Raw genomic sequence first — 20,914 nt, forward strand, 5'->3', positions numbered from 1 at the left:
ATGAAAGACGATATTTTAATAGATAATTATTTAAGAGGCCTGTTGTCTAAAGACGAGGAGCAATCTTTTTTAAAGCGGCTTAAATCTGATATTGACTTTAATGAGAAGTTTCAATTGGAGAAACAACTTTTTGATGCTCTGGATGAAGAAAGTTGGAGTTTCGCAGAGCGTAATACCAATGAAGCCAATGAATATTTGGAAATTCTAAATTCTAAGGATATAAAAAATTTAAAAAAAACTTTAGCTGAGACTAGTACAGGGTTCAATTCAAAAAAGACGAATACTGGTAATAAGCGGTTTTTTTATTATTTGGCTGCAGCTTCAATAATTGTTCTATTAGGATTTCAAATGTTCTTTAATCAAAACATTTCCAATCAAGACTTATATGAAGAGTATGTGGGTCTAAATGATTTGCCATCTTTTGTGTCGAGAAGTGATGGTTCTAATAAATTGGCTAATGCACAAGAGCTTTTTGAAAAAGGCCAGTATGCAGATGCATTGGACATATTCAATGTGTTTGAAAGTCAAATCGAGAATAGAAGTAACCTCTTGATATATAAAGGATTATCTTATGTGGAATTGGAGGATTATGAAAATGCAGAACAAGCATTTAATGACTTAGTGACTAGTGACCTTTTAGATGCCGAAAAAGGCTATTGGTATAAAGCCTTGTTATACTTAAAACAAGATAAGGTCTTGGAAACAGAGGGTATTTTGGAAACCATAGTGTCTGAAAACTTCTTCAATAGTAAGAAAGCCAGAGATCTGCTGAAAGAACTTTAGAAGTGTCCTTTCCTAGGTTAGTTTATTCAAAATACCTTTCCAACGTAAACGTCTTATATACTTGCCCTCATCTATAGAAACTAGGAATTCAGTTGTATTGGATTTTGCTTTAAAATAACCAGACATATAATCTTTAAATAGTCTGAAACTCCTCTTTTTATATGCCAATTTTAACGCGGAAATCAGCGTAATCCAAAGGCCATAACGCATTTTATACATTGCCTCTCCTTGTAAATATTTTGAAGCTTTGTTATAAGATTGTCCTGTAGGTTTCAAATGTTTAACATGTAATGAGTCATCGGTCAGTAGTTTCCAACCATGATATTTTGCTAAAAGTTCATCGACAGTATCCCAACCCATAGAGAATTTGAGCCTGCCGATTTGTTGAAAGCATTCTTTTTTGTAAGCTTTAAGTGCACCTCTAATATGGTCTTTATTGGTGAGGTTTTCTAAAACCCATTTCCCATTTTTTTCAATATAGCAGAAACCTGATGCCATACCTAGTCTATCATTAATTTTAAAATGGTTAGCAATAGCTTCTAAATAGGTATTAGGAAAAATAAGATCAGCATCAAACTTACAGATAATGTCATAATTGTTATCTAAAGTATCAAAGCCTTTATTAAAGGCATTTATGATTTTTGAACCAGGTAAATGTTTGTCAGATGAGGTCGTGTTAACCAACGAAATCCATTTGTGCTTTAAGGCGTAATCTTTAACCAATGGTGCTGTATGATCTGACGAATTATCGTTGACTACAACTACTCGCTTTGGCAACAACGTTTGTTGTGTTAAAGAATCTAAGGTTTTACTTATGTAATCTTCTTCGTTATGTGCGGGAATAATAATATAGAAGTTCAAAATTGAAAGGATATTTATTCAAATTTAAACTCTTTCGGCATAAACGATGTAATATCTGTTTGTAAATCGTCTTAAGATGGGTCTTATACCAATTTTATTGACAGCATTAGTCCACTTTTGTCGGTCCTTAATGACCCAGCCTGTTTTTTCTAAAAGCCAATCGAGCTGCCAATCTTCAAATTCGTGATAGTGTCTATCCCATTTGTCGGTTTTACTTCTATATGCAGAAGAAAACCATAACCTCATAGGCACACTAATTACAAGTTTGTTGGCTTTTATGGACTTTAGAACTTCGTAAGGTGAAAGTAAATGTTCAAAAATTTCAAATGCAGTGACGACTTCAGCCGAAGAACTTTCAATAGCAGAGCGATCCTCATCCAAATCTTCTCCTGTCGTATTTTCAACAGTATACCCTTCCGATAGCATAATTTCAGAAAACGGATTTTTAACACCTAAATCTAAAATCGTTTCTGAGGTTGAGACGTGCTTCTTTAAAAATTCTAGTGTTAGTTTAAAGCGCTTGTTGGGAAAAGTCTTTTCGTACATTATATTGCTGTCTTTCGACTTCGCTCAAGATAAACTTCAGCAGTAAACTTATCGATTAATATCTATAAACAATAGCGTTAATATGCATACCAGCACCTACACTAGCAAAAATGATAATGTCCCCTTTATTTATACGATGTCCTTCTAACTTGTTATTTATAATAAGATCATAAAGGGTAGGTACGGTGGCCACTGAACTATTTCCCAATTTATGGATACTCATAGGCATAATACCTTCGGGAACTGGTGTTTTATACAATCTGTAGAAACGTTTTATGATGGCTTCATCCATCTTTTCGTTAGCCTGGTGAATCAATATTTTCTTAACCTCAGAAATACTAATACCACTATTATCCAAACAGCTTTTCATAGCAAGCGGAACGTTATTCAATGCAAATTCATAGATTTTACGGCCGTGCATTTTTATATAGCGCGTATCCTTGCAGAGCTCTTGATTGTTAGAATTTCCGAAATAGAGGTAATAAGCTTCATCATAGGTAAAACTTGCAGTTTCATGAGCAATAATACCTTCTTCTTCTGATGCTTCAACAATTGTTGCGCCCGCACCATCACTATAAATCATAGAGTCCCTATCGTGTTTGTCGACTACACGTGATAAAGTTTCTGAGCCAATGACCAAACATCGTTTTGCCATTCCTGCTTTAATGAATGCTTTTGCTTGTATAACACCTTCCACCCAACCAGGACAACCAAATAAGATATCGTATGCCACGCACTTAGGATTTTTAATTCTAAGACTGTGTTTTACTCTAGATGCCAAACATGGTAAAATATCACTTTGAATAGTGTCTGCTCTAACATCACCAAAATTGTGAGCGCAGATAATATAGTCTATGTCTTCAGGATCTATATTCGCATCTTCAATGGCCTTTTGTGCCGCTAAAAAACCAATATCAGATGAGGTTAATTCCTTGTCAACATAACGACGTTCATCGATACCAGTTATGGCCTTAAATTTTTCTACAATAACTTCATTTGGGTAGTCTATTGAAGATCCATCGGCATTTAGAAATTCATGCTCATGAAAATCTTGATTTGTCTCTATACCTCTTGGAATATAACTGCCTGTTCCGGTTATTCTAACATTCATAAATACTATTTCTATAGTTGTGTTTTAAACTAAAAAGCAAGATAACCATATTTTAGATTCACTAAAAATGAAAGCACGTTTCTTTTACGATGTCCAACGCGTAAAATTATGCGTCTATGTATTCCTCAATGGGAGCACAGCTGCATATAAGATTTCTATCTCCATAAGCATCGTCAACGCGTCTCACACTTGGCCAAAATTTATTGTCCCTAACGTAATCTAAAGGAAATGCAGCTTCTTCTCTCGTGTAGGGTAATAACCATTCATTTGAAGTTAACATCTCCATAGTATGTGGTGCATTTTTCAAAACATTATTTGCATCATCTTTTGAAGCCATGTCAATCTCTTTTCTAATCGCAATCATAGCATCACAGAATCGATCCATTTCAGCTTTACTTTCACTTTCGGTAGGCTCTATCATCATAGTCCCTGCTACCGGGAAAGATACGGTAGGCGCATGGAAACCATAGTCCATTAAACGCTTTGCAATATCTGTGACTTCGATACCATTTGTTTTGAAATCACGACAATCAATGATCATTTCATGAGCAGCTCTACCATTCTCCCCTGTATAAAGCGTGTCATAATAGCCCTCTAAGCGTTCTTTGATATAATTGGCATTAAGAATAGCAACTTCTGTAGATTTTTTTAGGCCTTTGGCTCCTAACATTTTTATGTAACCGTATGAAATAATACAGGCTAAGGAAGATCCAAATGGCGCTGCTGAAATCGCCGAAATCGCTTGATGCCCGCCAGTTTTTATAATTGGATTGCCAGGTAAAAATGGCACTAATTGGTCTGCAACACAAATTGGACCAACACCAGGTCCACCACCACCATGTGGAATAGCAAATGTTTTATGTAAGTTAAGATGACAAACATCTGCACCTATATTTCCAGGATTGGTTAGACCTACTTGAGCATTCATATTGGCACCATCCATATAAACCTGTCCACCATTTTCATGAATAATAGCGGTGATTTCTTTAATGGCAGATTCAAAAACACCGTGAGTCGACGGATAAGTTACCATCAAAGCAGCTAGATTATCTTTATGTAATTCTGTCTTTTCTTTTAAATCATCAATGTCGATATTCCCATTTTCAGATGCTTTGGTCACCACGACTTTCATGCCAGCCATAACAGCACTAGCAGGATTTGTTCCGTGGGCTGAAGACGGAATTAAACAGATATTTCTATGGTGATCACCACGAGATTCATGATAGGCTTTAATAACCATTAGACCAGCGAACTCGCCTTGAGCACCTGAGTTAGGTTGCAAAGAAGTTGCGGCAAAGCCGGTTATTTCTGTTAGCTGATTTTCTAGAGCATTGAGCATTAATTGATAGCCAGCAGCTTGCTCCTCTGGAACAAAAGGATGTACATTTCCCCAACTGCTCAAACTTAAAGGCAACATTTCGGCCGCTGCATTCAATTTCATTGTACACGAGCCTAATGATATCATGGAATGATTCAGTGCCAAATCCTTACGCTCTAGACGCTTGATATAGCGCATCAACTCAGTTTCTGAGTGGTAAGTATTGAAAACATCAAACGTTAAAAATTCTGATTGGCGTTTTAATTCATTTGGAATAGTATCAACTTCAGATATTGAAGCAATTTTGTCACCTTTCTTACCAGTTACGGCTTCGAAAATTGAAACAATTTCATTTAGATCTGCAATGGAAGTGGTTTCATTTACAGAAATGGTTACCGTATTATTGTCTGGATAGTAAAAGTTGACTTCTCTTTTCTCAGCTTCATATTTCACCTTTACAGGATCTGCTTTAATTTGAAGCGTATCAAAATAATGTGTATTCACCTGTTCTAGGTCTAGACTTTCCAAAGCACTCACAAGTGTGGATGCTGTATTTTTCACCTTGTCAGCTATGAACGTTAAACCTTTTGGTCCGTGATACACCGCGTACATTCCTGCCATTACGGCCAAAAGTACCTGTGCTGTACAGATATTGGAAGTTGCTTTATCACGTTTAATATGTTGTTCTCTTGTCTGCAACGCCATTCGTAATGCCCTGCTGCCGTTAGTATCTTTGGTGACACCAATGATTCTACCAGGAACATCACGCTTGTAAGCCTCCTTAGTTGCGAAATAAGCAGCATGTGGTCCGCCATAACCCATAGGAATTCCAAAACGTTGTGTAGTTCCAACAACAACATCAGCACCAAATTTACCAGGTGCTTCAAGTTTGATAAGACTTAAAATGTCTGCAGCGACTGCTACTTTTATGTTTTCGGCATTTGCTTTTTCAATAAATGATTTGATATCTGTAATCTGACCATTTTTTCCAGGATATTGGAGTAATGCACCAAAATACTCATTAGATAGGTTATATTCAGCTTCATTACCTATTTCCAATTCTATGCCAATAGGAGTTGCCCTGGTTTCTAAAAGTGCAATAGTCTGCGGTAGTACTAAGTCTGAAACGAAAAACTTGTTAACTCCAGCTTTTTTTTGTGCCCTGTCCCTTACAGCAAATAGTAAGCTCATGGCTTCCGCAGCTGCAGTACTTTCGTCTAGAAGAGAAGCATTTGCTATTTCCATACCTGTAAGGTCAATGACCATAGTTTGGAAATTTAACAGAGCTTCTAAACGTCCTTGTGCAATTTCTGCTTGATAAGGCGTATATGCTGTATACCACCCTGGATTTTCCAAAATGTTACGCTGAATAACAGCTGGTAAATTCGAAGGATGATAGCCTAAACCTATATAAGATTTATAAACCTTGTTAAGTTGGGACAGCTTGTAGATGTGGTTGGAATATTCTTGCTCACTCATAGCGGCATCGAGCTCTAGGTCTTCTTCTAGACGAATGCCAGCTGGTATGGTTTCAGAAACTAATTGTTCAATACTTGTAACACCAATGGTGTTTAACATGGCTTTTTGTTCGTCTGAATTTGGGCCAATATGCCTAAGTGCAAAAGAGGTTGTGTCCATTCTCTATTTCATGAATTTTTTGATATGCAAAAATACGGAAATACCTATTTTAATTAGTTAAGGAAAACTAAAGTTTTTAACCATAATCAAGGGTTATTAACACATTGCCTATTTTTGTGTTATCATGATTTTAAAGCGACTTCTGGATTTTTATATTAATGCTAGTATTCATGTAGCTTTAGCGGTTTATGCAATGACGTGGATCACACTGATTCAATTTGAATTGCCCTATGATGCTAATGTGTTGTATTTCGTGTTTTATGCAACCATTACTGGCTATAATTTTGTTAAGTATTTTGGTATTGCAAAATTTCATCATAGAAGTTTGGCCGGCCGGCTTAGAGCTATTCAAATATTCTCGTTTATTGCATTTATTGGCATGTGTTATTATGGTTTTCAACTTCGTGTTAAAACATTGCTTTTTCTGTCTGGATTTGGATTAATTACCTTTTTATATGCTATTCCTATATTGCCGATGCGTTATTTTAGGGATAGTCAAATGAATTTGAGGGAGATTAGTGGCATGAAAATTTACGTTATTGCTCTGGTTTGGGCCTTTACTACAGTAATTTTGCCTTTTGTTGACAATGGTATGGCATTAACTATGGACGTTTTACTGGCAAGTTTACAATGCTTTTTGTTGGTTATAGTGTTGATGTTACCTTTTGAAATTAGGGACTTAAATTATGATAGTTTAAAACTCGGAACTATTCCCCAAAAAATAGGTATTAAGAATACCAAGATCATTGGTGTCATGCTTTTAATGGTATTTTTTTTCTTGGAATATTTTAAAGATGAACTAACAGGGAATTCAATTCTGTCAATGTTAATCATGCTAGTTTTAACCCTATTGCTTTTAGTGTTTTCGCGTAAGAATCAATCGAGATATTATAGTGCTTTCTGGGTAGAGAGTCTCCCCGTTATTTGGTTAGTAAGCTTATTGATGCTTGGCTAACTCTTTTTCGAAAGTAGATTTTAGCTTTTCTTTGGAATTGTGGTCCATGGCTTCGACCTTACTTACTTTAAAGAGTTTGCTCAATTTTCCGTTGTTGGCTGAATATTTCCGGCAGGCCTTACAGTAAATCAAATGTATATTCAGCTTTACTTTTTCCCAAAAGTTAGCCTCTTTATACTGATTCTTGTCACAAACATGATTCGCTTCTTGACAACTTAACTTCAATTTACTCATACTTTAAAACCAATTTTTTTCCATACAGCCTGCAAGGGCTGCACGTGCTCTATGGATGATAACCCAAAGGTTAGACGCAGTTATATCCAATTCATTACAAATTGTTTCTGTATCGTAACCTAAAATAGTTTTCATCTTAAAAACTTCAGCTTGCTTCTCGGGTAATTTCCCTAGACAATCGTATATGGCATCTCCTAATTCTGAGTTTTCCAAGGTGTCTTCAGCGGTCTTATCAAAAGGATCTGCAACACGTTCTTCTAGCCAGTCCCCTTCTGCATCACTATCGCTATTATAGCTCATTCTAACTTCGGCTTTACCTTTATTAGAATTTATTTTGCGGTAGTAATCAATGATTTTACGTTTCAATATTGATATTAACCAAGTCCGCTCACTGGCTTCGCCCTTAAAATTTGCCATGGACTTAAGTCCAGCCAAAAAAGTTTCTGAGACCAAATCTTGCGCCATTTCTCGGTCATTAACACGAGAAATTGTGTAGTTAAATAGATAGTCTGAATATAAATTAATCCAGTTATTTGGGTTTATCTTATGACTAGGCATTTATAAAATCATTGCTTCACCAAAAATAGGATAAAATATTAACTTCTAAAATAGAACATGCGTTTCATTTGTATTTGGTAGCACTTATGATGTAGTAGCCAAAACTTTTCATGTGTAGTCCTGATAAAAGTGCATAAAAAGAGCCTTTTAAGTTATGTGAACTTTCACGCTTTAGACCCTTGTAGCTTAAAAGTTTTTTGATGATAAAACCTCCTATTGCAAATGGTACGTGCAATACGGAAGGTGCCACTCTGAAAGAGACGTCTTCAACCTTAATGTTTGTGAAACCCAATGTTTCCAGTTGTTTTTGTATGTAGGTGTGAGTCTCTAATTTTTCTAGACTCCAGTGACTGCAAAGCTTTTCGTAAGCATATTTTGCGCCATGACAGAGTTCTGATCTGTCTTTTTTAAGAAAGGCGTCTGCAATGACCAAACGTCCACCAGGTTTTAAAATACGATATGCTTCTTTGAGTGATTTAGCATTGTGACCAGAATGGCAAAAGCTTTCTATGGCGATTGCAGAATCAAATGAATTTGATTGAAAAGCGGTGTTATTATAATTTTCCTTAAGGATAATCCCGTTTTTACCTTTAAGCAATTCGTTGCCTTGCTGTACCTGAAAATCTGAAAGTGTTACACCGTAAGCGATAATAGTTGAATGCTTTTTTAATGCATACCTCATAGTTGCCCCCATACCACAACCCAAATCAATTAAACGGTTTTTGGTTGTTTTAATGCCGAGCCTTTTTATGACTTGTTTATTCATCTCATTGAGCATGGCATCACGTTTAAAAGGATTGGTTTTAAAGGGGATGAAATATCCAAAATGCATATTGTAGTCATTACTCCAAAACGCATAGTCTTCGGTAGCCTCATTATAGAAGTTTACCATTTCTACCTTGTTTTGTTCTGAGTAATTATTTAGAGTTACGGTTTGTGTTTTCATGATGATGTGATTTAGAGTATTTGACTTATGTTAGAAACTAATAACCAACTGTAGACCGCTGCAAATAGGGTAAAAAGGAAATTCATGAAGTAACTCCCGATTTTGAAAATTGGCTTTTGTGGAATTTGATACATGGGATAATAGGCGATTTGAGTCGCTACCTTTCCAACCCAATATGCGGCAATTAGACCTGTTAGTGCAACGGCCAAAGTTGTACCGTTTTTTAAGTCATTGGGAATTAGGATTGCAATTAATCCAAAGGAGAAATTCAAACCTTGAATATATCTGCCATAGGTTTTTGCTATTTCCTGATTTAATGGTTTCAGTTGTTTTACATCGTTATACCAGTCAAATACTTTATGTCTGATATATGGATAAATGAGTGCGGTAAATATTTGACCAATACCTCCAAGAATAATGAGCCAGTTAGGAATTTGAGTGTTCATGATTGTATGTTTTTTAAATTACTTAGTAGCCAAACGAAGTAAATGGCAATGGACATTGGAATGATTACTATTGCTAAAATCCACCAAGAATCATTTAAGTCGATTTCTAGAAGCCATCCAATGCCATACGATAGCGTTATCAACCAGTAGATTAAAAGTTGCTTTTTGTATTTGTTTTCGAACCTATTCCATAGAAATGTTATGCCAATAGCGCTTAGTATTTGAATTCCTCCTAGAACAATTTGCGCATACAATCCTAAGAATATTGTCACATAAAGAACTAGTGTAATAATTAGCAAGATTTTGTTGAATTGGTATAAGACTTTCATAATTGTGTTGTTTTTAAACTTTCAGAAAATATTGAAAGTTATATTTAAAAAAAATAGACCTACTTCATAAACTTTAAAACAGATTTTGTTAGCCAGTTTTGCTTTTGGTTGACGAGCTTGTTCATTAAAGTATCTAGGTCATCAGTTAAATCCTTTAAGGCTTTAGTTTGCTTAATGAGTTCTCTCGTTTTTTCTGTATTATCATCTTTGATAGAGGAGACCTCTTCTAGCACTTTAATCACAGGTTTAATTTCTCGGCGACTGCGTTCTTTTGCTACAATTCTGGCTAATTCTTGGACATCTTTTTCTGTAGTAAAAAATTCCTTTCGTTCTCCAGAGACCAAAACCTTGGTGACAATTCCCCAATCCATCAGCTGTCTTAAGTTCATGCTCGTGTTACCACGAGAGATCTTAAGGTCTTCCATAATATCTTCCATGCACAGAGGTTTTGTAGAAATAAAGAGTAAAGCTTGTATTTGCGCCATGGCCTTGTTTATGCCCCAAAGTGTGCCTAAACTTCCCCATGTACTTATAAATTTTTCTTTTGCTTCTGGATATTCCATATCACAAATATACAATAATTTTTAAACTTTCAATAATTATTGAAAGTTTAATTTTATATAACCTGTTAAAAATGCTATTCGTCAGATGCTAATTCAATTGCTTTTTCCAGAAGTTCATCACGTCCTTGTTTTAAACCAGTAATGGTCGGTTTTACTTCTATATCTATTTTAACACCTTTTCTTTGAGTTTCGGTGCCATCTGGATAAAGAATTCCATTTCCGGAAATTGCGGTTCTGTAGCCTCCTAGAAATTCAAAAATGGCTACATCACCGTCAGCACCAGCGGTCTGATTACCAACGGTGATAATATTATCAGCAGCTTGAAAAGCCATAGCGGTAAATTCAGATCTACTAAGTGAAGCTTCATTCACCACCATGATAATTTTCCCTTTGAAAGGATTATTTCTCTTCGAAGTTTGGATATTATCTTTATATCTGAATTTTCCAGGATAATTAATATTTGGTATGTAAATTTTGGCAAAATCTCTTTTTTCTGAATTAAGGTATCTAGTCATTGATTTGTATATAAGAGCCGGATAATTTCTCAAATCAATGATAATCGATTTTTTTGTTTTAAAGGATTCGAAAATATCAGATACATCTTTACTTTTAACATTAGCCATATTAATATAACCTAGATCATCGTTTATTGATTTTGAAATAACATTTTTAGGATTGTTATAATAATTAAATGTTCTGAAATCATATTTCTTTACATCAAGCTCGTTAATGTGCTTGTCTCTTTTTATGGTCAGTGTTACTATTGAATCAATTCCATTAAATATCTCATTATAAGCTTTAAGTAATTTGTTATTGGTATTAGAGCCTGATACAAATTTTAATTTTTTATTTGTTTCAGATTTGATGTCAGAACCATTAATTTTTAAAATTACATCACCCAGTTTTAAATTGTTGATATTGGCAAGAGAATCATTATAATATCCAGAAATAACGCACTGATTTTCAATATGAGAAATTTGAACTGGCAGATATTTATACTTTACTTGAGAATTAAAGCTTATCCAAGCATGTGAATCGTCTAATTTGGCAATAAGTTCTTTTATTATAGATTGATATTCAATTTTATTTGAGGCACTCTGAAATTTTGGTATCATTTCTTTTAAGACTAATTCCCAATTTTGGTCTGTCAGATATTTGTATGGGTAAAAATATTCTATGATATTCCAATATTTGAATAGCCCTAATATTCTAAATGCTTCATTGGGATAGTCAAAATCTTCATATACTTTTTCGTTGGTTATCTTTATTTTTCCAACAGGTTCATTTGAAGCATAGAAGTGTTCGCTTTGAATTCTATTCTTCTCAATATACTTTAATTTTGAAATAAGTGAATTGCTGAAAAGCAGGGTATCTTGTATCCAAGATAAATCAAAGTTATTTTCGAAATAATTTTCTTTAGAATCACATTTTTTGCATGGATCAATCTTACCTAAATTATCAATCCAATTATTATAAATTATCGATAATGATTTCTTATCTGTTGCATTCATGACCTTTGGAAAATGATTGATAAGCGCTTGGTCCCAGTCGATTTTCCCTTTTGCAACTTCTGGATGGTAGTATTTTAGGAAACCATAAATTTTTCCAAGTGAAGCTAATCTCTCAATTTCTGTAATTGACTTTTGAGCAATCAATAAGTTTAAACTAAGAACAATAAAGGTTAGGATTTGCAATATCTTTTTCATAGTCTTACCGACAGCTATTAATGTTTTATTTCAACAACCCAGCACGACGCAACAAGGCTTCAGGTTTTGGTTCTTGACCTCTAAATTTTTTGTAAAGTGTCATAGGGTCTTCTGTACCACCTTGAGATAAAACATAGGTTTTAAATTTATCGGCAACGGTCTTATTGAAAATGCCTTCTTCCTTAAAATACTCAAATGCATCAGCATCTAGGACTTCGGCCCACTTGTAGCTGTAATAGCCAGAAGAATAGCCACCTTGAAAAATATGTGCAAACGCGGTACTCATACAGTTTCCTGGGACATCAGGATAAAGACTGGTCTCACCAAAGGCCTTAGTCTCATGCAATTTAACTGATTTAATGGTCTCTGGTGACTCGCCAGCGTGCCAACTCATGTCTAGAAGCCCAAAGCTCAATTGACGTAAGGTCTGCATGCCTTCATGAAAAGTAGAAGAAGCTTTTATTTTTTCTATAAGCGACATAGGAATGACTTCTCCAGTTTCGTAATGTGTAGCGAAGAGCTTTAAGGTGTCTTCTTCGTAGCACCAATTTTCTAGAATCTGACTTGGTAATTCCACGAAATCCCAATACACATTAGTTCCTGATAAACTTGGATATGTTGTATTGGCCAGCATGCCATGCAAAGCATGTCCAAACTCATGAAATAGGGTGGTTACCTCATTAAAAGTTAATAATGATGGTTTGCTTTTTGTGGGTTTAGTGAAATTACAGACTATGGATACATGGGGCCTTTCGTTTTTACCATCCTTAATCATTTGAGGTTTGTAACTTGTCATCCATGCACCATTTCGTTTTCCAGCTCTTGGGAAAAAGTCTGCGTAGAAAATAGAAACTAAATTATCTTTAGCATCAATAACCTTATATGCCATTACATCTTCATGATATTTATCAATGGTATCAATGTCTTCAAATCTGAGTCCAAATAGTTTTTCAGCAACTAGAAACGCACCTCGTATCACATTTTCTAGTTTGAAATAGGGTTTCAGTTGCTCATCATCTAAACTGAATAATTTTTGCTTCAACTTTTCAGAATAATAAGCCGAATCCCATTTTTGCAATTGATCGATATCGTCTAAATCCTTGGCAAACTCTTCAAGTGTTTCAAATTCCTCTCCCGCAGCAGGTTTAGCTTTTTCCAAAAGTTCGTTTAAGAACGCATTTACTTTTTCTGGTGTTTCAGCCATGCGCTCTTCTAATACAAAATGAGCGTGGGTTTTATAACCTAATAGTTGAGCACGATCGTATCGTAATTGTGATATGCGTAATACAATATTTTGGTTGTCTAAGTCGTCATTGTGAAACCCCTTACTGCCAAAGGCCTTGGATAGTTTTTCACGCAACACACGATTGTCTGCATAAGTCATAAAAGGAATATAACTAGGATAATCCAATGTAACTAACCAACCGTCTTTTCCTTTACTTTCAGCGAGTTGTTTAGCAGCTTCTTTAGCACTTTCTGGCATACCAGATAAATCGCTTTCGTTGGTAAGGTGCATTTCAAACTTGTTGGTCTCTGCTAATAGGTGTTCGCCGAACTTTAGTTTTAGTTGACTTAACTCTTTATCAATTGCTCTAAGTTGTTCCTTTTTATCTTCAGGAAGATTAGCACCATTTCGTGAGAATGCTTTATACTTCTTATCTAAAAGCGTTTTTTGTTCTGTATTGAGTTTAAATTCTGATTTTGAGTCATAAACTGATTTCACCCGTTTGAATAAATCTTCATTCAATGTAATATCATTGCTAAATTCCGAAAGTAATGGTGATACTTCCTGTGCAATTTTTTGAATCTCATCATTGGTTTCGGCAGAATTTAAATTAAAAAATATACTTGAAATTCTGTCCAATTCTTCACCGGAATACTCCAAAGCTTCAATGGTATTTTCAAAAGTAGGGTGATCGCTATTTATTACAATGTCATCAATTTCAGCTCTGGCTTTTTCAATGGCCGTTTTAAAAGCCGGTAGAAAATCCTCATTTTTTATCTCTGAAAAAGGTGCTGTATTGTATGTTGTATGAAATGGTTTATTAAGAATATTCATTTTTTGAAATATCTATTTGATATGTTGTATGTGATTGGTAATGTGAATTTTAACTCTAATTTAAGATTTGTGAAACCATATGGTTCAACGAGTTTTTATTATCTTTGTATACCTCAGAGTAAGGATTATTGCTCTAAAATAATTGGTTAACAGCAAAAAAAGCCTTGATGAAAATTGAGGCTTTTATAGATTTTTAGCAGAGTCAATCACTTTCGCCTTTAAGCCCTCCTTGTACACAATAATCTTATCTAAAACGCACTGATCAGAACTGCCTAAAATCTGTGCAGCCAAAATCCCTGCATTCTTTGCACCATTAAGTGCTACAGTCGCCACAGGAACGCCCCCAGGCATTTGCAAAATGGACAAAACGGAATCCCAACCATCTATGGAGTTGCTACTTTTTACAGGAACACCAATTACTGGTAATGGCGATAAAGATGCTACCATTCCTGGCAAGTGGGCAGCACCACCGGCTCCAGCAACGATCACTTTGATACCCCTAGTGTGGGCGTTTTTTCCATAATCAAAAAGTTTATCTGGAGTACGATGTGCCGAGACGATATCGACTTCTACTTCTATATCAAAGCCTCTTAAAATATCGATGGCGTCTTGCATTACTGGCAAATCGCTTTTACTACCCATTATTACACCAACTTTACTCATAGTTTATTCGCTAATTACTTCAATTGTTCGTTTTACTTTTTCTGCTATTTTACGTGCTTTGGCAATATCTTTATCCACGATAGTGACATGTCCCATTTTACGGAACGGTCGCGTTTGCTTTTTTCCATAAATATGAGGTGTTACGCCATCCATAGCCAATATGTTTTCTATGTTTTTGTAAACAACATTACCGGTGTGATTTTCTGCACCTACTAAATTAACCATTACGCCTGCGACTTTACTTTCGGTTTTTCCAAGTGGTAATCCTAAAATACATCTTAGGTGCTGTTCGAACTGACACGTATAACTTGCTTCGATACTGTAGTGACCAGAATTATGGGGTCGTGGCGCCACTTCATTAACCAAAATATTATCATCTTCGGTCTGAAACATTTCCACTGCTAATAATCCTACATGCTCAAAAGCAGCTGCAGCCTTTAGTGCAACCAATTCAGCTTCTTTTGCGATAGCATCAGGAATTCTTGCAGGACAAATGACATACTCTACTTGGTTAGCTTCAGGGTGAAATTCCATTTCTACAACAGGGTAGGTCTTTAGATGACCCTCAGAATTTCTCGCAACAATAACGGCTAATTCATTTTTAAAGGGAATAAGATCTTCTGCAATACATTCCACATTTGGTAAATCCAACAAATCCGTATATCGTCTTACAACTTTGACGCCTTGTCCATCGTATCCAAAGCGTGCACTTTTCCAAACAAAGGGATAGCTTAGACCTCCATTTTCAATGGCATCTTCAATCTCTGTAGTGTGTGCAAAGCGCGAAAAATCAGCTGTAGGAATATTGTGGTCACGATAAAATAACTTCTGCTGTGCTTTATTTTGAATGGTTCGTAACGTTTTAGAAGAGGGGAAAACCTTAATACCCTCATCTTCCAAGGTTTCTAGAGCATCAACATTAACATTTTCGATTTCAATGGTGAGGACATCTACTTTCTTTCCGAAATTAACAACGGTGTCATAATCCAATAAATTACCCACTTCAAATGCATCGCACGCCAATCGCGAAGGTGCATCTTTGCTCGGATCTAAAACACAGGTGTGAATATCAAATTTACGTGTATTGTATAAGATCATTTTACCTAATTGGCCACCACCAAGAATACCAAGTTTGAAGTCTGAAGAAAAGTAGTTCATGTCTGCTTTCCACTAAAGTGGAAATCTTTAAAAGATTCAACAATATTTACCACAAAAATAAGCTAATTCTAACACAAAATTCTAAAATTAGAAACCAAAAATAGTCTATCGATAATCATTTGATTATCTTTGCATTTCTAAAATAATTCAGAGGTGATAAAGCTTCACGATTTATACTTCAAACCTTTTATTTCTGAGAAAGAAATAGATGTTGCCGTACAAAGAATGGTGGATGAGATTTCAACCAATCTTGGTGACGAAATGCCTGTTTTTGTTGGAATATTGAACGGCTCATTTATGTTTGTGAGCGATTTTGTGAAAAAGTATCCGAAGCCTTGTGAAGTAACATTTATCAAATTAGCGTCTTATGAAGGCGTTAAGTCAACCGAAGATATTCAACGCTTAATCGGTTTAACCCAAGACCTTACTGGTAGAACAGTTGTTATTTTAGAAGACATTATAGACTCAGGTAATACTTTAGAAGAGGTACATCGCATTTTTAAGAACGAAAATGTAAAGGAATTAATTATTGCGACGTTGTTTTACAAACCTGAGGCTTATGATAAAGACTTTAAACTTCATTATGTTGGTATTGAAATTCCTAATAAATTTATCGTTGGTTATGGTTTAGACTATGATGGATTGGGAAGAGATTTGCCAAATGTATATCAATTAAAAACTACACAACACATGACGAACATCGTGCTATTTGGACCTCCAGGTGCAGGAAAAGGAACACAAGCTAATTTTCTAAAAGAGAAATATGATCTAGTACATATCTCGACAGGAGATGTTTTTAGATATAATATTAAAAATGAAACTGCCTTGGGCATGCTGGCGAAGTCTTACATGGACAAGGGAGCATTGGTTCCAGATCAAGTAACTATTGATATGCTAAATAAAGAGGTTGAGAAAAATGCAGATGCCAATGGTTTTATTTTTGATGGTTTTCCAAGGACTAATGCACAGGCAAAGGCCTTAGATGATTTAATGGATACCAAAGATTCTCAGATTAATGCCATGGTCGCTTTGGAGGTAGACGATGAAGTCTTAGTTGAACGTTTATTGAAACGAGGTGAAACTAGTGGAAGAGCCGACGATGCAGACGAGAGTATCATTAGAAACCGCATAAACGAATATTACAATAAAACAGCTATCTTAAAAGATTATTATTCTGAACAGGACAAATATTTTGGTGTGAATGGTGTAGGAAGCATTGAAGATATTACCGTCCGTCTTAGCGAAGTATTAGATAAGCTGTAGTTTCTGAAGAGTTTAAACTTTCAACTTTAAACTTAGAATTTTAAACTCAATTATGACTGAAGGAAATTTTGTTGATTATGTAAAAATGCATGTTACTTCTGGTAATGGAGGTAAAGGTTCAGCGCATTTACATCGCGAAAAGTATATACAGAAAGGTGGTCCGGATGGAGGCGATGGTGGTCGTGGTGGTCATGTAATCCTAAAAGGGAATTCTAATCTTTGGACCTTAATTCACTTAAAATTTAAGCGACATATTAAAGCTGGCCATGGGGCGCATGGTAGTTCTGGCAGAAGTACAGGAGCAGATGGTGAAGACGCGATTATTGAAGTGCCGCTTGGAACCGTTGTTAGAGATACGGAAACTAATAATGTTCTTTTTGAAATTACAGAGGACGGAGAGGAGAAAATCGTAGCCGAAGGTGGTATGGGAGGGCGAGGTAATTGGCATTTTAAGAGTTCTACAAATCAGACACCAAGATATGCCCAACCTGGTATTCCTCATGAGGAAAAAGACATCACTTTAGAGCTAAAAGTATTGGCTGATGTTGGTTTGGTGGGATTTCCAAATGCAGGAAAGTCAACATTGTTGTCTGTCTTAACGTCTGCTAAACCTAAGATCGCAGACTATGAATTCACTACTCTAAAACCTAATTTAGGAATCGTTAAGTATCGCGATTTTCAGTCGTTTGTAATGGCCGATATTCCAGGAATTATTGAAGGTGCTGCTGAAGGTAAAGGGTTGGGTTATTATTTCCTGAGACATATAGAACGTAACTCTATACTACTATTTTTAATTCCAGCTGATGCCAAGGATATTGTAGAGCAATATGAAATTCTGGTTGATGAGCTAAGACGTTACAATCCTGAAATGCTAGATAAGGAGCGCTTTGTTTGTATCTCTAAATCTGATATGTTGGATGATGAATTAAAATCTGAGATTTCTACTATTTTAGATAAGGATTTGGAATGTAACTATATGTTTATTTCATCTGTGGCACAACAAGGACTTACCGAATTAAAGGATAAGCTATGGAAGATGCTGAATTATTAGTATAATTTCAATCACATCATTTTTGTATCTTTAAAATAAAAACGATATGAAATTCCTTAAATGTTTATTGCTAGTATTTTTATTCACATCATGCGGGACCTTAGTTAATTACGACTACGAAAAATCCACGGATTTTGCGAAGTACAAGACTTATAATTATTTTGATGACATGGAAACGGGTCTCAGTCAGCTGGACGATAAACGTTTAATGCGCGCTATAGATGCCAAGCTGTCCACGATGGGATTGACACGTTCCGAAAACCCAGATTTCTTTATCGATATTCAGAGCGAAGATGTTATGAACAGAAATAACTCCAGCGTAGGTGTCGGTGCTGGAGGTGGAGGTGGAGGAGGCTTCGGCGGAGTTTCGGTGGGTATCCCTTTAGGAGGGAACCAAAATACCAGAGCGATCGTTATTGATTTTGTGGATAAAGCTCAAAATGAAAAACTGTTTTGGCAAGCAGCAAGTGAGAGCAACTATAAGCCAAATGCTTCACCTGAAAAACGAGAAGAAACTTTTGTCAAGCTTGTTGATAAAATATTCGCCGGTTATCCCCCTAAGAAGTGATCTTATCTGTCAGTTCGAGTGATTTTTAGGAACGAAAAATTGTATTGAGAACTAATATAATTTAAAATGTTTCTTCTCAGTACAAATTAGGCTTGTGATCAATTGTCAAGTTCACACTAATTGACATTCTATATGTTTTTTGCTCTTTACAAAGTTAATCTCCTGTTAATCTTCACTATCCAGACGAATTAGGTTTTAATTTTAGGAAACTAAAACAACCAGTCCAATGACATCAAAGATTCACGATTACATTCAGAACCCTAAAATTGATATCAGAAAAACACAGGTTTTACCTGTTCTTCTCATTTTACTTCTCAGTACTTCAACTTTATTTTCACAAATAGAAATCAAAGCACCTAAAGGCTATTCAAATGACATAGGAAATATGATATCCATGTTAGATAACCTTAAAGGTCGTGTAGAAAGAATTGTTAGAAACCTAGATCAAGAAGGAACAGACTTTCTTTTAGATGACAATGCGAATAGCCCTGGAGCAATTATCTATCATTTAGCAGCTACAGAAGCCTATTATCAAGTCTATACCTTTGAGGGAAGAACCTTTAATGTAGAAGAAAAGAAGAAATGGGAAACGGCTTTAAGTCTCGGGGATGAAGCAAGAGCGGAGTTTAAGGACAAACCAATTTCGTATTATATGGACATCTTTGACGACGTTCGTAAAAAGACAAAGGAGCTACTAAAAACTAAAGATGACAAATGGTTCGCAGAAACAAATGATAGCATGAGCAACCATTGGGCTTGGTTTCATGTTATGGAACACCAAGCCAATCATATGGGACAATTGGCAATGATTACTAAAAGGATTAAATAAATTACTTTTTAACAATAGAATAATTTAATAATGACATCAATTAACCAACCATCATGGTCGCTATTTGAGAAAATAGGATTCAGATTTTCTTTTGTCTATTTCTTATTATTTATAGCATTTCAAAACAATAGTGCTTATCCTTTTTGGTATGATATATTTACATTGCCTTTAAAATGGACAAGGGAATTTATTCCGTGGCTAGGAGAAAACGTCTTTCATCTCAGTGAGCCCGTATTTATTGGAATGACAGGCAGTGGTGATACTACTTACGATTTTCTTGTTTTATTTTGTATCGCAAGTTTGGCTTTATTGTGCACATTGGTATGGTCGTTTATTGATCGTAAACGTCAAAATTATTCTAAGTTGTATTATTGGCTAACAGTAGCTATTCGTTATTACGTAGGATTTATGCTTATTTCTTATGGGTATTCTAAAGTTATTCAGCTACAGTTTCCTAGCCCAAGTCCTTACAGGCTCATTGAGCCTTATGGTGAGTCATCACCAATGGGACTAGCCTGGACGTTTCTAGGATTTTCTAAAGGCTATAATATGTTTATGGGTATTGCTGAATTATTAGCAGGACTATTATTGTTTAGAAAGACAATGACCTTTGGGGCGTTCCTAACATTAATGACAGCAATGAATATCATGGCAGTTAATTATTTTTATGATATACCCGTAAAAATAGTTTCTACACATTTGGTTATTATGACTTTATTTTTGTTAATACCAAATATCAAAAGGTTAACCCTATTCTTCTTTACTGATATCAATACCAAGCTTAAAGTTATAAAAAGGCCCAATTTTAAAAAAGGTTTAAATATTGCAATGAATAGTCTTAAAGCAGTATTAGTTGGGTATGTAATTATATATGGGTTTATTGAAACACTTGATGCACAAAAACAATACGGATCAAAAGCACCAAAACCTGATTTATATGGCGTTTACGAGGTTACAGATTTCATAATAAACGGCGATACGATAACAGATTATAAAAATGAAAAACTTTGGAAAAGCATTGCGGTTCAGTGGCCAGGTTCACTCCAAATAAGAAGGTTTTCTGGCTCTAAGATTTCATATTATGGTACTGAAAAAGATAGTTTGACTGACGATAGATTAAAATTAACGAGATGGGGCAAAGCTGATGAAAGTTTCTATATGAATTACAAAAAGATAGATAGTACAGGCTTAAATTTTAATTTCATTTTTGACGGAGATACAATTCAAGGATATACAAAGCGCTTTTATAAGGAGGACTTTATTCTTAATAGTAGAGGATTTCATTGGATAAGTGAGCAAGCTTATAATCGATAGGATTATATACACTCA

At 35.3% G+C, this 20,914-nt stretch carries 21 protein-coding genes; 7 read left to right on the top strand and 14 right to left on the bottom strand.

The features are described from left to right. Entirely contained in the window at positions 1-783 is a 783-nt protein-coding gene (locus H7F21_RS15670) for a tetratricopeptide repeat protein (RefSeq protein WP_185790260.1), read from the top strand. Between the two features lie 12 nt (positions 784-795). Here the strand turns inward: H7F21_RS15670 and H7F21_RS15675 are convergent, their stop codons facing one another. The 4 genes from H7F21_RS15675 to gcvP form a co-directional block, all read right to left on the bottom strand. Then, positions 796-1,644, bottom strand: a complete 849-nt coding sequence (locus H7F21_RS15675) for a glycosyltransferase family 2 protein (RefSeq protein ID WP_185790261.1) — start codon at positions 1,642-1,644, stop codon at positions 796-798. A 24-nt stretch (positions 1,645-1,668) separates the two neighbouring features. Further along, complete coding sequence (locus H7F21_RS15680) at positions 1,669-2,190, bottom strand: class I SAM-dependent methyltransferase (protein WP_185790262.1); 522 nt, start codon at positions 2,188-2,190, stop codon at positions 1,669-1,671. 55 nt (positions 2,191-2,245) lie between these two features. Continuing rightward, entirely contained in the window at positions 2,246-3,301 is a 1,056-nt protein-coding gene (locus tag H7F21_RS15685) for a 3-oxoacyl-ACP synthase III family protein (protein WP_185790263.1), read from the bottom strand. A 106-nt stretch (positions 3,302-3,407) separates the two neighbouring features. Beyond that, complete coding sequence (gene gcvP, locus H7F21_RS15690) at positions 3,408-6,257, bottom strand: aminomethyl-transferring glycine dehydrogenase (protein ID WP_185790264.1); 2,850 nt, start codon at positions 6,255-6,257, stop codon at positions 3,408-3,410. Positions 6,258-6,381: 124 nt separating this feature from the next. Here gcvP and H7F21_RS15695 point away from each other — a divergent pair, with 124 nt between their 5' ends. Beyond that, positions 6,382-7,212 (top strand): UbiA prenyltransferase family protein, encoded by an 831-nt coding sequence (locus H7F21_RS15695; RefSeq protein WP_221892497.1) that lies wholly within the window; start codon positions 6,382-6,384, stop codon positions 7,210-7,212. Here the strand turns inward: H7F21_RS15695 and H7F21_RS15700 are convergent. The 10 genes from H7F21_RS15700 to H7F21_RS15745 all read right to left on the bottom strand — a co-directional run bounded on the left by H7F21_RS15700 (position 7,195) and on the right by H7F21_RS15745 (position 15,874). Continuing rightward, positions 7,195-7,446 carry a hypothetical protein gene (locus tag H7F21_RS15700; protein ID WP_185790265.1) on the bottom strand — a complete coding sequence of 84 codons (252 nt, stop codon included), beginning with the start codon at positions 7,444-7,446 and terminating at the stop codon, positions 7,195-7,197. The genes H7F21_RS15695 and H7F21_RS15700 overlap by 18 nt on opposite strands. Positions 7,447-7,449: 3 nt before the next feature. Next, positions 7,450-8,004 carry a sigma-70 family RNA polymerase sigma factor gene (locus tag H7F21_RS15705; RefSeq protein ID WP_185790266.1) on the bottom strand — a complete coding sequence of 185 codons (555 nt, stop codon included), beginning with the start codon at positions 8,002-8,004 and terminating at the stop codon, positions 7,450-7,452. Between the two features lie 64 nt (positions 8,005-8,068). Further along, positions 8,069-8,950 carry a methyltransferase domain-containing protein gene (locus tag H7F21_RS15710; RefSeq protein ID WP_185790267.1) on the bottom strand — a complete coding sequence of 294 codons (882 nt, stop codon included), beginning with the start codon at positions 8,948-8,950 and terminating at the stop codon, positions 8,069-8,071. A gap of 11 nt (positions 8,951-8,961) precedes the next feature. Continuing rightward, complete coding sequence (locus H7F21_RS15715) at positions 8,962-9,396, bottom strand: hypothetical protein (protein WP_185790268.1); 435 nt, start codon at positions 9,394-9,396, stop codon at positions 8,962-8,964. Continuing rightward, positions 9,393-9,725, bottom strand: a complete 333-nt coding sequence (locus tag H7F21_RS15720; protein ID WP_185790269.1) for a hypothetical protein — start codon at positions 9,723-9,725, stop codon at positions 9,393-9,395. Before H7F21_RS15720 ends, H7F21_RS15715 begins: the two co-directional genes overlap by 4 nt. 59 nt (positions 9,726-9,784) lie before the next feature. Then, positions 9,785-10,288, bottom strand: coding sequence for a GbsR/MarR family transcriptional regulator (locus tag H7F21_RS15725; protein ID WP_185790270.1), 504 nt, complete (start codon positions 10,286-10,288; stop codon positions 9,785-9,787). Between the two features lie 74 nt (positions 10,289-10,362). Next, positions 10,363-11,994, bottom strand: a complete 1,632-nt coding sequence (locus H7F21_RS15730) for a S41 family peptidase (protein ID WP_185790271.1) — start codon at positions 11,992-11,994, stop codon at positions 10,363-10,365. 25 nt (positions 11,995-12,019) lie between these two features. Further along, positions 12,020-14,053, bottom strand: coding sequence for a M3 family metallopeptidase (locus tag H7F21_RS15735; RefSeq protein WP_185790272.1), 2,034 nt, complete (start codon positions 14,051-14,053; stop codon positions 12,020-12,022). 183 nt (positions 14,054-14,236) lie between these two features. Further along, positions 14,237-14,716, bottom strand: a complete 480-nt coding sequence (gene purE / locus H7F21_RS15740) for a 5-(carboxyamino)imidazole ribonucleotide mutase (protein ID WP_185790273.1) — start codon at positions 14,714-14,716, stop codon at positions 14,237-14,239. A 3-nt stretch (positions 14,717-14,719) separates the two neighbouring features. Then, complete coding sequence (locus H7F21_RS15745) at positions 14,720-15,874, bottom strand: 5-(carboxyamino)imidazole ribonucleotide synthase (protein WP_185790274.1); 1,155 nt, start codon at positions 15,872-15,874, stop codon at positions 14,720-14,722. A 153-nt stretch (positions 15,875-16,027) separates the two neighbouring features. Here H7F21_RS15745 and H7F21_RS15750 point away from each other — a divergent pair, with 153 nt between their 5' ends. The 5 genes from H7F21_RS15750 to H7F21_RS15770 all read left to right on the top strand — a co-directional run bounded on the left by H7F21_RS15750 (position 16,028) and on the right by H7F21_RS15770 (position 20,899). Further along, the gene (locus H7F21_RS15750; RefSeq protein ID WP_185790275.1) at positions 16,028-17,137 is read left to right on the top strand and encodes an adenylate kinase; all 1,110 of its coding nucleotides are present in this window, start codon (positions 16,028-16,030) and stop codon (positions 17,135-17,137) included. A 52-nt stretch (positions 17,138-17,189) separates the two neighbouring features. Beyond that, positions 17,190-18,188 (top strand): GTPase ObgE, encoded by a 999-nt coding sequence (gene obgE, locus H7F21_RS15755; protein WP_185790276.1) that lies wholly within the window; start codon positions 17,190-17,192, stop codon positions 18,186-18,188. 46 nt (positions 18,189-18,234) lie between these two features. Then, positions 18,235-18,756 carry a DUF4136 domain-containing protein gene (locus tag H7F21_RS15760; protein ID WP_185790277.1) on the top strand — a complete coding sequence of 174 codons (522 nt, stop codon included), beginning with the start codon at positions 18,235-18,237 and terminating at the stop codon, positions 18,754-18,756. A gap of 226 nt (positions 18,757-18,982) precedes the next feature. Then, entirely contained in the window at positions 18,983-19,585 is a 603-nt protein-coding gene (locus H7F21_RS15765) for a mycothiol transferase (protein ID WP_185790278.1), read from the top strand. Between the two features lie 30 nt (positions 19,586-19,615). Continuing rightward, entirely contained in the window at positions 19,616-20,899 is a 1,284-nt protein-coding gene (locus H7F21_RS15770) for a hypothetical protein (protein ID WP_185790279.1), read from the top strand. The last annotated feature ends 15 nt before the right edge of the window (positions 20,900-20,914 follow it).

It is taken from the genome of Winogradskyella flava, from assembly GCF_014243395.1.
GTDB lineage: Bacteria > Bacteroidota > Bacteroidia > Flavobacteriales > Flavobacteriaceae > Winogradskyella > Winogradskyella flava.

Bases quoted from the DNA above. Each gene is read 5' to 3' on its own strand.
- H7F21_RS15765 (WP_185790278.1), top strand. From the start codon at position 18,983: ATGACATCAAAGATTCACGATTACATTCAGAACCCTAAAATTGATATC.
- H7F21_RS15770 (WP_185790279.1), top strand. From the start codon at position 19,616: ATGACATCAATTAACCAACCATCATGGTCGCTATTTGAGAAAATAGGA.
- H7F21_RS15730 (WP_185790271.1), bottom strand. From the start codon at position 11,994: ATGAAAAAGATATTGCAAATCCTAACCTTTATTGTTCTTAGTTTAAAC.
- H7F21_RS15695 (WP_221892497.1), top strand. From the start codon at position 6,382: ATGATTTTAAAGCGACTTCTGGATTTTTATATTAATGCTAGTATTCAT.
- H7F21_RS15705 (WP_185790266.1), bottom strand. From the start codon at position 8,004: ATGCCTAGTCATAAGATAAACCCAAATAACTGGATTAATTTATATTCA.
- H7F21_RS15700 (WP_185790265.1), bottom strand. From the start codon at position 7,446: ATGAGTAAATTGAAGTTAAGTTGTCAAGAAGCGAATCATGTTTGTGAC.
- H7F21_RS15720 (WP_185790269.1), bottom strand. From the start codon at position 9,725: ATGAAAGTCTTATACCAATTCAACAAAATCTTGCTAATTATTACACTA.
- H7F21_RS15745 (WP_185790274.1), bottom strand. From the start codon at position 15,874: ATGAACTACTTTTCTTCAGACTTCAAACTTGGTATTCTTGGTGGTGGC.
- gcvP (WP_185790264.1), bottom strand. From the start codon at position 6,257: ATGGACACAACCTCTTTTGCACTTAGGCATATTGGCCCAAATTCAGAC.
- H7F21_RS15680 (WP_185790262.1), bottom strand. From the start codon at position 2,190: ATGTACGAAAAGACTTTTCCCAACAAGCGCTTTAAACTAACACTAGAA.
- H7F21_RS15685 (WP_185790263.1), bottom strand. From the start codon at position 3,301: ATGAATGTTAGAATAACCGGAACAGGCAGTTATATTCCAAGAGGTATA.
- H7F21_RS15760 (WP_185790277.1), top strand. From the start codon at position 18,235: ATGAAATTCCTTAAATGTTTATTGCTAGTATTTTTATTCACATCATGC.
- H7F21_RS15725 (WP_185790270.1), bottom strand. From the start codon at position 10,288: ATGGAATATCCAGAAGCAAAAGAAAAATTTATAAGTACATGGGGAAGT.
- H7F21_RS15670 (WP_185790260.1), top strand. From the start codon at position 1: ATGAAAGACGATATTTTAATAGATAATTATTTAAGAGGCCTGTTGTCT.
- H7F21_RS15710 (WP_185790267.1), bottom strand. From the start codon at position 8,950: ATGAAAACACAAACCGTAACTCTAAATAATTACTCAGAACAAAACAAG.
- H7F21_RS15715 (WP_185790268.1), bottom strand. From the start codon at position 9,396: ATGAACACTCAAATTCCTAACTGGCTCATTATTCTTGGAGGTATTGGT.
- obgE (WP_185790276.1), top strand. From the start codon at position 17,190: ATGACTGAAGGAAATTTTGTTGATTATGTAAAAATGCATGTTACTTCT.
- purE (WP_185790273.1), bottom strand. From the start codon at position 14,716: ATGAGTAAAGTTGGTGTAATAATGGGTAGTAAAAGCGATTTGCCAGTA.
- H7F21_RS15735 (WP_185790272.1), bottom strand. From the start codon at position 14,053: ATGAATATTCTTAATAAACCATTTCATACAACATACAATACAGCACCT.